The organism is Arthrobacter sp. HMSC08H08, from assembly GCF_001807575.1.
Taxonomy (GTDB): domain Bacteria; phylum Actinomycetota; class Actinomycetes; order Actinomycetales; family Micrococcaceae; genus Pseudoglutamicibacter; species Pseudoglutamicibacter albus.
The window spans coordinates 23,366-36,136 of record NZ_KV789377.1 but is presented as its reverse complement, the minus strand read 5'-3'; the positions used below and the strand labels follow the sequence as shown (position 1 = coordinate 36,136).

At 60.6% G+C, this 12,771-nt stretch carries 12 protein-coding genes and 1 tRNA gene; 2 read left to right on the top strand and 11 right to left on the bottom strand.

Annotation, left to right across the window (positions count from 1 at the left end; genetic code table 11):
• Positions 1-129: 129 nt before the first annotated feature.
• The 9 genes from HMPREF3175_RS02905 to HMPREF3175_RS02865 all read right to left on the bottom strand — a co-directional run bounded on the left by HMPREF3175_RS02905 (position 130) and on the right by HMPREF3175_RS02865 (position 10,396).
• Positions 130-5,154, bottom strand: a complete 5,025-nt coding sequence (locus HMPREF3175_RS02905) for an Lhr family ATP-dependent helicase (RefSeq protein WP_070490615.1) — start codon at positions 5,152-5,154, stop codon at positions 130-132.
• A 28-nt stretch (positions 5,155-5,182) separates the two neighbouring features.
• A complete protein-coding gene (locus tag HMPREF3175_RS02900) occupies positions 5,183-5,554 on the bottom strand; it encodes a hypothetical protein (RefSeq protein ID WP_035756420.1) in 372 nt (123 codons plus the stop codon).
• 53 nt (positions 5,555-5,607) lie between these two features.
• Complete coding sequence (locus HMPREF3175_RS02895; protein WP_070490614.1) at positions 5,608-5,979, bottom strand: hypothetical protein; 372 nt, start codon at positions 5,977-5,979, stop codon at positions 5,608-5,610.
• A 74-nt stretch (positions 5,980-6,053) separates the two neighbouring features.
• Complete coding sequence (locus tag HMPREF3175_RS02890) at positions 6,054-6,362, bottom strand: hypothetical protein (RefSeq protein ID WP_035756419.1); 309 nt, start codon at positions 6,360-6,362, stop codon at positions 6,054-6,056.
• Positions 6,363-6,447: 85 nt separating this feature from the next.
• Positions 6,448-6,843: a hypothetical protein gene (locus HMPREF3175_RS02885; RefSeq protein WP_070490613.1), complete on the bottom strand. Its 396-nt coding sequence runs from the start codon at positions 6,841-6,843 to the stop codon at positions 6,448-6,450.
• The gene (locus HMPREF3175_RS02880) at positions 6,840-7,820 is read right to left on the bottom strand and encodes a prolipoprotein diacylglyceryl transferase (protein WP_256276253.1); all 981 of its coding nucleotides are present in this window, start codon (positions 7,818-7,820) and stop codon (positions 6,840-6,842) included. Before HMPREF3175_RS02880 ends, HMPREF3175_RS02885 begins: the two co-directional genes overlap by 4 nt.
• Complete coding sequence (locus tag HMPREF3175_RS02875) at positions 7,799-8,152, bottom strand: hypothetical protein (RefSeq protein ID WP_256276252.1); 354 nt, start codon at positions 8,150-8,152, stop codon at positions 7,799-7,801. Before HMPREF3175_RS02875 ends, HMPREF3175_RS02880 begins: the two co-directional genes overlap by 22 nt.
• Positions 8,153-8,161: 9 nt before the next feature.
• A complete protein-coding gene (locus HMPREF3175_RS02870; RefSeq protein WP_256276251.1) occupies positions 8,162-9,829 on the bottom strand; it encodes a radical SAM protein in 1,668 nt (555 codons plus the stop codon).
• Positions 9,830-9,937: 108 nt separating this feature from the next.
• A complete protein-coding gene (locus HMPREF3175_RS02865) occupies positions 9,938-10,396 on the bottom strand; it encodes a 23S rRNA (pseudouridine(1915)-N(3))-methyltransferase RlmH (RefSeq protein ID WP_070490611.1) in 459 nt (152 codons plus the stop codon).
• A 37-nt stretch (positions 10,397-10,433) separates the two neighbouring features.
• Here HMPREF3175_RS02865 and HMPREF3175_RS02860 point away from each other — a divergent pair, with 37 nt between their 5' ends.
• Entirely contained in the window at positions 10,434-11,060 is a 627-nt protein-coding gene (locus tag HMPREF3175_RS02860; RefSeq protein ID WP_070490610.1) for a GNAT family N-acetyltransferase, read from the top strand.
• Between the two features lie 179 nt (positions 11,061-11,239).
• On the top strand, positions 11,240-11,959 hold the full coding sequence (locus HMPREF3175_RS02855) for a phosphatase PAP2 family protein (RefSeq protein WP_141742452.1): 720 nt from the start codon (positions 11,240-11,242) through the stop codon (positions 11,957-11,959).
• A gap of 44 nt (positions 11,960-12,003) precedes the next feature.
• On the opposite strand, the gene HMPREF3175_RS02850 is transcribed toward HMPREF3175_RS02855, so the two are convergent.
• Together HMPREF3175_RS02850 and HMPREF3175_RS02845 are read right to left on the bottom strand one after the other, a co-directional pair.
• Positions 12,004-12,094, bottom strand: a tRNA-Ser gene (locus tag HMPREF3175_RS02850).
• A 68-nt stretch (positions 12,095-12,162) separates the two neighbouring features.
• Complete coding sequence (locus tag HMPREF3175_RS02845) at positions 12,163-12,702, bottom strand: nucleoside deaminase (protein ID WP_035754801.1); 540 nt, start codon at positions 12,700-12,702, stop codon at positions 12,163-12,165.
• Positions 12,703-12,771: the final 69 nt, after the last annotated feature.

The following is a 12,771-nucleotide window of genomic DNA, read 5'->3' as shown; positions in this document are numbered from 1 at the left end:
CTGACTGCCGCCAATCTTTGCAACAGAGCCGTATCTCGTACCAAGTCGTCACGGGGTCCCACGTCAGGTCTAGGCGGTGTTCGGATAGGTCCGATCCTATACCTCTACTGCTTTGGAACTGCCGAGTTCTCAGAAATCCGGGCGGAATCGCACGCCCGACGGCAGTGAAGAGAACCCTGCCCCGAGGAGCGCCGCAGCCAGATTCGTGCCCAGGATGTCTTCGCCGTTGACCTTCTGGAGCGTGATGACCTGCGACCGGGCACGCCGCAACGCCTCAACCAGTGAGACTGCAACGATCGAGGTCAACGCTGACTGCACATCGGCCGCCGATGCGCTGGCAGGCACCGCGCCGCTTGCGGTAGTGAGATGGTGCGCGAGCTCATCGATCCACGAAATGACGGTCCGACCACCCCGCTCCACATACAGTGCCGCGTGACCATCCACCATGACCACGAGGGCACCAGCCTTCCGGCCCGGTCGTGCTTTCGCGGGCGGGTCTGGCCACGGCAGAACCCCGCCGAAAGGGTTCGCGGGATCAGTCGCCGCGAGCGTCACCGCAGTGTATGCAGGTGTGCCCGTGGCAAAGGTTGCGGACGGGGCAGCGGCGGGTGCATCGTTGTCGCGGACAAATTCACGTAGCCGGTCTACCGTCCCCGACAACGCGAACTGGGCCGCCCCGAGTTTCTCCACGAAATAGCCGCGGCGAACCGTCCCGGTCTCCTCACGCCGCTGGAAAACCTTATACAGCGTTCCGAAACTAGCGCCCTCAACTGAGGCCCCGCCCTTCGTGACGACCCCGTAGCGGGCCAACAGCATCTCGGCGCGAGCGGCAGCCAACAGCGTCGGGTCCGTCTCCGGGGCAGGCAACGTAGCCCACCTGCCCGCATTCAACCGCTCAGCCGTCGACAACACAGCCGGCTTGGACACGGACATCGACCGCAAACCACGCAAACCAGCGCGCCCCACCCGCGCGGTCCGGGCACGCGCACGTGAACGAGACTGATGCGTCGCCTTACCCTGCGACAACAGCGATCGAACCGGCAAGAACGAATCATTCGTGACCCGGCCAGACCACAACAAATCCCACAAAACCGAACCCACAACAGACTCCGCAACCGGATCCCCACCATCGGCGGCTAACGCCTGCGCAATCTGACCCACATAAAACGCGCCACCGGAACCAAGAACCTCAAGCACACGCTCATGAACAGTCGAGTGCGCGGCCGCGTCGGATGGGACGGCCGCGCCGGCTGGGGTAGATGGGGCGGCTGGGTCGGTTGCGTCCGTTGCATAGGTTGCGGCGGTTGCGTCCGTTACATCGGCTACGCCGGTTGCGTCCGCGCTGGCGGCCACCGCATCGGGCATCGCTAACGGCAACGAAAGCGCGGCTGTGTCGGTGGTGTGAAAAGCGATCCAACCGTCATCAGCAGCGAGCGCTCCCGCTCCGGAGAACACAACATCACCGGAAGCGAGGAGCTCCTCGAGCATCGCCGGCGCATAATCCGCCACGCGGGCCGGGAACACGTAGGACTCCCACGCGCTCGCCGGCAACGGGACACCGGCCAGTTGCTCAATCACGGTGTAGACGCCGTCCACGCCACGCAACGTGTCAGCGCCGTGCCGCATACCTTGTCCTGCGCCTGCTGCGACATCTTGCCAGTCGAGCAGGAACCGGGCGTAGGCGTCTTGCGGGGTGGGTTCGACTTCGCTACGAAGGGCGGCGAGCGTGCGGGCGCGGATGCGGCGCAGAATCTCGATGTCGCACCACTCGCCGCCGGTACGTCCGGGTGTGAACTCGCCAGCTTCGACGCGATTGTCCTGCACCAGCCTGCGCAGAGTTTGGACTACGACGGCGTTGGCCAGCCCCAGCGTACGCGCGGCTTGTTCTGTGGTGAAGGGGCCGTGGGTGCGGGCATAGCGGAGCACGAGGTCTTCCAGCGGCGCTTCGAACGGTTCGAGGAACGCGACCGGGACACCCATAGGTAGCGGGATGCCGAGCGCATCTCGGAGGCGTGCCGCGTCTTCGATCGCGGCATAAACCTCAGCCCCGCGGACCCTGAGCTTGAGTGCACGCCGCTGAGCCACGAGCTCGTCAGCCCACGCCGCCGCGTCCTCAACCGAAGCGTGCGGTGCTGGAACGTGCGGTGCGGAAGCCGTGCCGCCATCCGGTGGGTTGAGGCGGGCCGCGAGCTCCTCTGTGCTGAGTGGGCCGAGCACCCGCAGGAGGTCCGCGGCGCCTTCGAGCCCCCACGCGCGTCGTGATGGTGTGAGGCGTTGGGCTTCGGCTTCGACAGCGGCGATGATGTCCGCATCGAGCAGTTCGCGTAGTTCGCCGCGGCCCAGGATTTCGTTGAGCAGTTTGGGGTCCAGGCTGAGCGCGGCAGCGCGGCGTTCCGCGAGCGGGGAGTCGCCTTCATACAGGAATTGGGCGACGTACCCGAACAGGAGGCTTTGCGCGAACGGCGAGGGTTCGCGGGTCTCTACTTCGGTGATGCGCACCGCGCGGGACGCAAGCTTCTGGGTGAGCACCCGCAGTGCCGGCATGTCGTAGACGTCTTGGAGGACTTCCCGCACGGTTTCCATGACGATGGGGAACGTCGGATGCTTCGCCGCTACAGCGAGTAGCTGGGCGGCTCTTTGCCGTTGTTGCCATAGCGGTGTGCGGCGGCCCGGGTCGCGGCGGGGCAGCAGGAGGGCGCGGGCAGCGCATTCACGGAAGCGGGCGGCGAAGAGCGCGGAACCGCCGACGCGTTCGGTCACGATCTCTTCAAGTTCCTCGGGTTCGAAGATGAAGATTTCGGCCCCGGGTGGTTCGTCTTCGGCGAGCGGTAGCCGCACGACGATGCCGTCGTCGGCTGCCATCGCGGACCCGTCGAGTCCGTAGCGTTCCTCGATCCGGGCGGCGACCGCGAGCGCCCATGGCGCGTGGACGGCTTTACCCCACGGCGAGTGCAGTATGAGCCGCCAGTCGCCGAGTTCGTCTTTGAAACGCTCGATCACAAGGTGAGTGTCGCTGGGTACGCGCCCGGTGGCTTGTTCCTGTACTTTGATGTAGCGGATGAGGTTGGTCGCGGCCCATTCGTCGAGCCCCGTGTTGGTGAGTTCGGTGTGGGTTTCAGTTTCGGGTTGGTGTGCGATGCGGGCTTGGAATGCGCCTAGTGCTTGGCCGAGTTCGGCGGGGCGGCTGAGGTCGTCGCCGTGCCAGAACGGTAGCTTGCCGGGTTCTCCGGCGGCTGGGGTGACGAGGACGCGGTCGAATGTGATGTCTTGGATGCGCCACGCGCTGGCACCGAGTTGGATGACTTCGCCGATCCTGGTTTCGTAGACCATTTCTTCGTCGAGTTCGCCTACGCGTTTGTTGCCGGTTCCGGCTTGGTCGCCGTCGGCGAGGAATACGCCGAAGAGTCCGCGGTCTGGGATGGTTCCGCCGCTGGTGACGGCGAGGCGTTGCGCGCCGGGGCGGGCGGTGATGGTGCCTTCGTCGCGGTCCCAGATGATGCGGGGCCGCAGTTCCGCGAAGTCGGCGGAGGGGTATTTGCCGGCGAGAAGGTCGAGCACGGCGATGTAGGCGGAGTGGGGTAGGGATGCGTAGGGGGCGCTGCGGCGGAGGGTGTCGTACCAGGTTTCGACGTCGAGGGTGTCTAGGGCTGCGGCTGCGACGGTGTGTTGTGCAAGGACGTCGAGTGGGTTGGCGGGGATCGCCATGGTTTCGATGAGTCCTTCGCGCATGCGTTGCACGGTGATGGTGGTGGAGACGAGGTCGTTGCGGTGTTTGGGGAAGAAGTGGCCGTGGGATTCGGCGCCGACGTGGTGGCCGGCTCGGCCTACGCGTTGCAGTCCGGCGGATACGGCGCCGGGGGATTCGATCTGGATGACGAGGTCGACGTCGCCCATGTCGATACCGAGTTCGAGCGAGCTGGTCGCCACGACGCATGTGAGCGCCCCAGTTTTGAGGGATTCTTCGATCGCGGCGCGGCGTTCTTTGGATACGGAGCCGTGGTGGGCCATCACGATGTCCGGCACAGGTGTTTCTGTGCCGGTGCGTTCGTTTTCGTGGCGGGTGTTGAGTTCGTTGAGTGCGGTGGTGAGTTTTTCTGCGAGCCGCCGTGAGTTGACGAACACGATGGTGGAGCGGTGGGCGCGGATGAGGCTGAGCACGCGTTCTTCGATGTGGGGCCAGATGCTTGCGCTGGCGACGTCGGTGGGTAGGCCTGTTTGGGGTGCGGGTGCGGTCGCGAGGTCTGAGAGGTCAGGCACGGGGACGGTGACGCGGAGGTCCCAGGTTTTCTCTGCTGGCGGGGCGACGATCGTGACTGGCTGGTTTCCGCCCAGGAAGCGGGCAACCTCTTGGCGCGGTTCCACTGTGGCTGAAAGCCCGATGCGTTGAGCGGGTTTGGCCAGGAGGCTATCGAGGCGTTCAAGTGAGACGGCGAGGTGGGCGCCGCGTTTGGTTGAGGCGAGTGCGTGGACTTCGTCGATGATGACGGTCTCTACGTTGCTGAGGGTCTCCCGCGCTTTGGAGGTCAGCATGAGGTAGAGGGATTCCGGGGTGGTGATGAGGATATCCGGCGGGCTGGAAATGAGTTTGCGGCGCTGGTTGACGGGGGTGTCGCCAGTGCGGATCCCTACCGTGATCTCCGGGGTGGTGTTGGTGTCCAGAACGGCGTTGTCTGCGGTGATGTCGGTTGTGGTGCCGTTGTCAGCGGCTTGGGTGAGGTGTTTGGCGGTTTGGGTGATTCCGATGAGGGGCGCGCGGAGGTTGCGTTCAACGTCGGTTCCGAGCGCTTTGAGCGGGGAGATGTAGAGGACCCGGGTGCGTTTCTTTTTGCTCCGGCTCTTCTTGGTTTCTTTCTCTGAGCGCAGTGTCTTGTCGCTCTGTGTCTTGTTGCTCTGTGTCTTGTTGCTCTGTGGCTTTTCGCCGGCGGCTTGGTGCTGTTTCCCGTGGAGGAGTTGGTCGAGTGACCAGAGGAATGCGGAGAGTGTTTTTCCGGAGCCGGTGGGCGCGATGACGAGCGTGTGGTTGCCGCGTGAGATTGAGTCCCAGGCGCCGAGTTGGGCGGCCGTGGGGTGTGGGAAGGCACCGTTGAACCAGGTGCTGGTGGGTTCTGAGAACCGGCCCAGGATGGTTTCTGTGTTAGGTGTTTGTGGTGCCACTCGTTACGAGTTTATCCCCCGCTGGTAGCTAGTACTTGATGCCTATAAGGTAGCTCCAGAATGCGATCGAGGCCATGAACGCGATCACCGTTCCTGCGAAGATGCCCCAGCCGAGGTGCTTTCGAGGAGTAAACAAAGCGGTTTGCAGGCCGATGATCCCGAGAATGAACGGGGCCATGGGGACTAGGAGAAGAGTCTCGCCGGGGTCAATGAACCATGGAAGATGCATGCCGAGGACGGTTGGGACGAAACCGATCAAGAAGCCTGCAACACCGATGTAGACGTTGCGGCGTTTTTTGCGATTTTCATCGACCAGCTCCGCTACATGTGACGAAATGGTTTGTTCGTGCACCTGGGACGGGGTGGTATGTGGCTCGGGTGGGGTACTCTTCTCGTTCATTTTTAACCTTCGCGGGAAGAAGCCCAGCAAATGTAAGTGTTGGCGGGGCTGTGTTAGTTAGGCCAGTTCAAGTAGTCGGCGAGCAGGTAAGCCCCGTATATGAACATTACAACGAAGGGTATGGCGAATCCGGCGAATAGACCCAAACCGAAGTGTTTGTGAGGCGTCAGCAGAGCAATCAGTATGCCTATCACTGGGATTCCAAATGAAACTAGAGGAAGCAGAAATACGTAGTGGCCTATGGCTAGCTGCGACAGAAGATAGTACAGGAGGAAGAGTGCGAAACCGGTAGCCAACCCGAGGAAAGTACGGCGGAAAGCCAGGCGGCGATGTTTGGTCTGCTTTGGTGTGCGTGGAGATGGGGTTTCTTGGTGGGCCGGAGCTGGTGTGGTGTGCAGTTCGGGAGGTGGATTGTTCTCGTTCATGTTTCAACCTTTGTGGAAAGAGATCTAGCAGGTATAGCGGTGGTTTAGATGCAACAGTGGCTGTGCTAGCTAATTCAGTTTTTACTGTTGCCGAGGAAGTAGAGCAGGAGCACGATGACAACGATGAAGCCTGCAACAGTTCCTATGAAGATGCCCCAGCCGAGGCGTTTACGAGAGCTCAGCGTGGCTATCGTTATGCCGATGATTGCGTAGACGAGCGGGGACAAGAGCAAGAGGGGAAGAATATCCCCGTTAGCGAAGAATGGCGGCACATACATACTGAGGCCGGTTGCCACGAAACCGATAGCAAAACCGATGTAGGCGCCGCGACGGTCTGTATGTCGTTTCTCGGTCTGCTTGGGTGTGTGGATGTTTTCGTGCACGGATCACCCCTTGTGGGAAACCCTACTGAGTGCAGGGAGACTGTGAGTTTCTGGTGAGTGAGTTTTATACGTGGACATTCTGAGCCTATGAAAAGGCCATAAGGGCGCACGGACCAAAGAAGATGATGATGCTGGCCAAAGGCCCAGCAATGAGCCCCCATCCGAATGATTTGTGTTTTTCGTTTTTCAGGATTAGGGAGATGCCGATGAGGATGAACCCTATCGGTGGAATCAATGGGCCCACGAATGGGTTCATAAAGAAGAAGAAAGGAGACACTAGCACCGAGAAGAAAACACCAACAACAGCGCCGGCGAACATGAGCCCGCATCCGCCCACATCGTTGCCCCGCTCATCATCCCGAGGGGGACCGTAACCGTCGCTAGTGCCAGGCATGCCATACTGCTGGTTGTTGCTCTCGTTGTGGTGTTCGCCGCTGTCTTCGCTGTCTCCGTAGCCGTTGGTGTTGTTGTTCGTGCTCATGCCGGCACCTCATTTTCTTCAGGCGCGCGGTTTCCTGCGTGGACAGGTGCTGCCACACGGGTAGTTTCTCCCTCAAGCGCAGGTTGCGTCACGTGGCCATGAGCGTGTTCTGCCGCGGCATCGTGAACAGCCGCCAGACGTGGAGCAGCCGCAGCATCACGGCTGGTTTCGGTGACCCAGAGTTTGCCGCGTTTGATGAGGTAGATAATGCGGATCGCGAAGATCGGGATCGTCACGAGCAGGAACATTTGCGGCCTGGTGAGGCCCATCCAGGCGATCTCGTTGCCGCGCACAAACTCGACGAAGAACCGGAATACCGCGTACGTCCCGATATACAGGGTGAGGGTTTCACCCGGTGCGATCGGTTTGAACCGTAGCCAGAACCACAGAACACAGAATGCGATCAGATGGAACGCGGATTCGTAAGCGAAGCTCGGATGCAAACCCACACCCGCCGGGGTGTGCAGGTGAGCCCCTTGCTGTTCGTTGAGCACAACACCCCAGTCGCTCCCCGTGGGGGTTCCCGGCCGCTCCGTCAAATAGCAGGCCCAACGCCCAAAAGCCATCGCAAGCGCCACAGCCGGTGCGAACAAGTCACCGCTGCGGGCTTTATAACCGATGATCTTCTTCGCAACATGGACGCCAAGCCACGCACCCACCAGCGCAGACAGGAAGGATGCATTGCCATAAGCTAGCTGCTCTGCGAGGCCCAGATTCTCGCGCGGGTCCAGGTGTTGCGCCCATGTGCCAAGACGAGCGAACACGGCGGCACCAGCCAGTGCGCCCACTACAAGCACGCCTGTGCGTTCGTTGAGGCGTTCGCGTCTGCGCGCCTCAATCCAGAACACCACGGAACCGAGCAATAATGCGATAGCAACGAACACCGAGTGGGTATCCAACGGGACCCCAGGGATGAGTTCGAACCCGATCAAATCAGATAAATGTGGATACATGGTCAGCTCACTATCTTGATCCATGCCATGACCCACAGCGGTGTGAGCGCTGCTGCGAGCACGGCAAGTGTGGTGAGGTAGGCGATCACACGTTTAGTGTCGCCTAGTTTGCATTTGGATTTCATGAGGCCTTCGCGACGTGCCTTCGCGTAGCCGCGAATCCCAAGAATCGAGAAGAACAAAAGCGAAAGCGGGCCGAAAATACACGTCAGTAAAGCGATGGTGGCGAAGATGCACAACCGCAACGGGTCGAAAGGCTGAGCCGGTTCCGGCAACCCGTCTGTGATACGTTGGTTCAACGCCGGGGTGTTCGGCGTCATGAACGAATGCTCCGCCTCGTGTGCCCTATTAGTCATGATGCACCCTCATCGTGTCACTCCGTCAGGAACTTTCACTGACACAGGGAGACGGTGCCGGCCAGCGGAGTCATGAGCCGGCGTGCTTGCGGTGTCTGCTTTGCCAGTGGCGGTGGAGATGCGGCGTTCACCTAGCGGAGCCCACGCCTGCACAGCGCAGAATGGCGCGCACTGGTGGATCGCGTTGCCATCCTCGTCGGCGCCTTCACGCACTGTCGCGACGTGTACACAGCATTGGGTGAGGCGTTCTTCGATCATCGTGTTGATGTCCATGAACGGTTTGATCGTGATGCGTTTGACGCGTTCACCCATGAACTGGCGTAGCCGGTGTTGTTGCCCCGGCAGGGAAGAAGCCGCGAGCTTGGCGAGCGTTCCGATCCCCAGATCACACCCCACACAGATGTCGCGCCACAGCGAACCGATCGACGGGTGAGACAGCGAGGACTGCTCAGAGAACAGATCCAGAAGTGATTGCTTGACCTGTTTCTTGAGGGTCTTATTGACCCCGGAATCCGCGATGCGGTTGGCGATCATGTCAGGGTTCAGGTCAAGGAACTCTTTCAGTTTCTCAAGGCCCACGAGGCTCGTGAGTGAAGACCATTCGCCCGAATCGTCTTTGAGTAGGTATCCCAGTGAGCAACAGTGCGGATGGGAACACGGTAGCGCGGTCATGTCCCGCCACGTGACGAGGCCATCAGTCTGTTCCTCAAGACGGGCAAGAACCCCTGTATGCGTTAAACGGTTGTTCGGGTCGATGCCCGCGGAACGTCCAGACCCGAAGACCGGCTGGATCGTCACGCCACCCACGAACGGGGTGTCGAGCGCACGGCGGATCACGGTGCCGATCTCGTGGTCGTTGACTCCTAAAGCCGCCGTCATGGTCAGCGTTGTGAAGATCCCGGCCTCAGACAACCGGTCCAGGGCCTCGAACTTGATCTTCCGGATGTCCCCGCCGCGGTGGTAACGCACGGAGCATTCCTCTTCGCCGTCGTACTGCAAATACACTTCGAGGCGCTCGCGGTGCTTGGCTAGGAAATCAACGAATTCCTGGTCTTGGGCTATACGCAGTCCGTTGGAGTTGAGCAGGATCCGGACTACCGGGCGTGCAGCAAGTTCCTCGATGAGCTGCTCAAGCCACGGATACAGCGTCGGTTCGCCGCCCGAGAGCATGAGCACGTCGATACGGTTCTCTTCGCGGGACAAACGCGTATCGACGGAGGCGAGGACTTCCGCGAGCGGAGCAACAGAGGACTCAGCAGGGGAAGAGGACGCAAAGCACGTGGGGCACTTGAGGTTGCAGTGGTCTGTGATGTCTTCCAACAAGATGCAGGTGTGCTGGGTCTGCATCGTGGGAAGACCATATTCGTAGGCTTCCGGAACCGGTAGGAAGTTGTTCTCAAGGTCCGGGGTATGCACTTTGGTGGGAGCCGTCCACTGCTCAAGATAGGTGAGGATCTCACCGGATTCGTCATACAGCGTCCGCTGCAGACCGTGTTTGCGGCAACCGCGTTCCAGCCACACTTGCCCGTCAGGGTATTCGGCAAGCCAACCGGTGAGCCGCTCAACCTGGGCTAGCGGTTTATGAGGGTCTTCCTCATGGCATACGGGACAAAACGCATTCACATAACGGTGAATGCGGTACGAACGAAGCGGCATCCCAGGTGCATCGACAGGCATGATATGAGCCTAAGACAAGAACGTGCCGTAGACCACATTCCTATCAAAATTGTGGATATATAACGGAGCGTTCGCGGTTGTGGATAACGGAAGATCCGCACGGCTTCCTCACACGTGGTGGTATCCGCTACCGGCCATGATCTCTTGTGATCGATACACCTGCTCAACGAGCATTAACCGCACAAGCTGGTGCGGGAACACCAAGTTGGAGAGCGACCATACGAGGTCCGCCCGCTGGTGCACGCTCTGATCAACACCGAAAGCGCCACCAATCACCACAACCACTCTCTTACCTTGGTCGATCGGGCCACGCAACGCCTTCGCTAACTGAGGTGAGTTCAGCATCTTCCCGCGCTCATCCAACAGCACAACATAGTCGCCGTGGCCGATCTTCTTCAGCAGGCGAGCTGACTCTTCAGCCCGTGCAACATCGTCGGCTTTGGAACTGTGCTGTAGCAGGTCCCACTGCACATCCCACGGCTTGCGCAACCGGCGTTCGTAACGGGCGATGCCTTCTTCAACCCACGACTCATGTTTGCGGCCCACGGCCAGAACCCTAATACTCACACAACCATCCTGGCATGCGTGTGGAAGACTTAACCCTATGAGTCATTCTCACGAGCCTGAACCTGGAACCCATCCACGTCTTCGCCGTTTGCGGGCAGGGGATGCGGATGCGGTGCTTGCAGCGTTCGCCTCGTGCCCAGAGATGATCCGCCAAGGCAACGTCACCGATGCCGCTTCAGCGGCCCGCTATGTAGCCGCGCTCATCAACGAGGACTCCAGCGCTGACCCCGAAACCACGGATGAACCCGCAACCGAAACCGCCGGCGACACCACGGACGCTTGCGATGACAAGGACGCGTTCGCGGTCGTGGATGACAATGACCGCCTGTGGGGGCTTGTTGGTATAAACCGCGATGCGGCCAACAAGGTTGGCTGGTTCTGGTACTGGATGCACGCTGCAACACGGAAGCGTGGTTGGACCTCGCAAGCGGCCGCAACAGTTGCGAACTGGGCTCTAGATCACGGAGGATATGAAAGGCTCGAGTTAGGTTACAGAGCCAACAACCCGGGCTCTCAACGGGTTGCCGCCCTGTCCGGATTCATCCCGGAAGGGGTCGAAAGGAAGAAGTTCCTTGTCAAAGGGGAACGTATCGACGTTCACTTAAGCGGCCGGTTGGTGACAGACCCGGCACCAGAAACCACGGAACTTGACATCACCTGGTGATCGACCAGCGTGAAGGCCACTATGAAAGACAAGGCGAAGGCCCAAGTGAAGACGAGTCTGAAGCCCTCAATACAGGTTGGGGTGATCGTGTGAGCAACCGCGGAGTGTTCAGCCCTATATCTGGGCGGCCTGCACCTCACCCGGTGCCTCTTCCCGGTTGGAACATCTCCATCCTGTGGTTGAGCGCGCTCATACCTCTGGTAGCTACCATCACGTTGCTGGGGCATGTAGGCCGTAACTCAACAGGCCTACCCGTGGACCGAGATATTTTGGACTGGATCGTAGCGTCCCGCTCTGAGCCCTGGACCCACATCGTCCCTGTGTTCAGCATGATCGGTAGTACGCCGGTGTTCACGCCCATCATGATCGTGTTTGCTGGATCTATCGCGTATTTCAAACGGTCGCTGTGGCCGGTGATCATGCTCGCTCTCACGGCAACGCTGTCGGTGAGTGCCACGGTGATCATCAAGAACGTGTTCAACCGCCAGCGGCCACCCCTTGAAACCCAGCTACAACCTTACGAGTATTCCGGGTCGTTCCCCTCGGGGCATACTTTGAACGCGTTCGCCCTCGTGAGTGTGTCTATCTCAATGGTTCTGCGGTGGGCAGTGCGCACTTGGCTGCGGTGGGCCACCGTGATCCTCGGTGTGGCTTACATGTTCGCGATGGCGTTCTCCCGTGTCTATATGGGTGTGCACTGGCTATCAGATGTCCAATGCGGCGCCATGTTGGGTGCGGCGATCGGGTTTATCATGATTTCGGTCGATGTGTGGGCCCGCTCGCACTGGTGGTCGCGGGAGATCAACCGGGCGAGCGAAGAGAGGCTTCCGCGCCGCGAGGTAAAGCGGACAAGCAGGCGGCGCATCAGACAAACGGTGCATAAGATAGACATCGATTAAGCCAAGAGGTCCCAAGAACTGGTGTTCTTGGGACCTCTTGTTTGTGGCGGTAGCGGTGGGATTTGAACCCACGGTGCAGGGTCACTGCACACAACATTTCGAGTGTTGCACCTTCGGCCGCTCGGACACGCTACCAACTCCGGACACTCTATGTCATAGCCCGGCCGGTTTCCAAACCGAAGTGGTGTCTCGGTACGTAGCGTTCACGGCTCGCTACGCATTGTGGCGAAGAATTCCTGGAGTATTTCTTGGCACTCTCCGGCTTGGACGCCCGCGAAAACTTCGGCGCGATGGTTCAGCCGCGGCTCCCGCAGAATATCCATCACGGAGCCGGTTGCTCCGGCTTTCTCGTCCCATGCACCAAATATCACCCGCGGGATGCGGGCGAGCACGATTGCCCCGGCACACATCGGACACGGTTCAAGCGTCACCACGAGCGTGCAGTCAGTGAGCCGCCAACCATCGCCGCCATCGTCGTCTCCTCTGTCGCTAGCGTCGCCACCGGTGGGGTTGCCGGCGTTGGATGCGAGGGCGCGTGCGGCTTCACGGATCGCTACGACTTCGGCGTGCCCGGTCGGATCGCCGTCGCGTTCGCGGATGTTATGGCCGCGGGCAACGATTCTCCCGTCCGGACCCACGATGACCGCGCCGATGGGGATGTCGCCGTGCTGGGCGGCTGCGCGGGCTTCTTCGAGGGCGGCCCCCATCCATGCGTTGGCCCCGTCGGGTGGTTTGATCGGCATGTTCACAACGGTAAACCATGAATCTTCCCGCCGCGTACTCGGCAGTGGCGGCGGCGTTGTTGCTCGGAC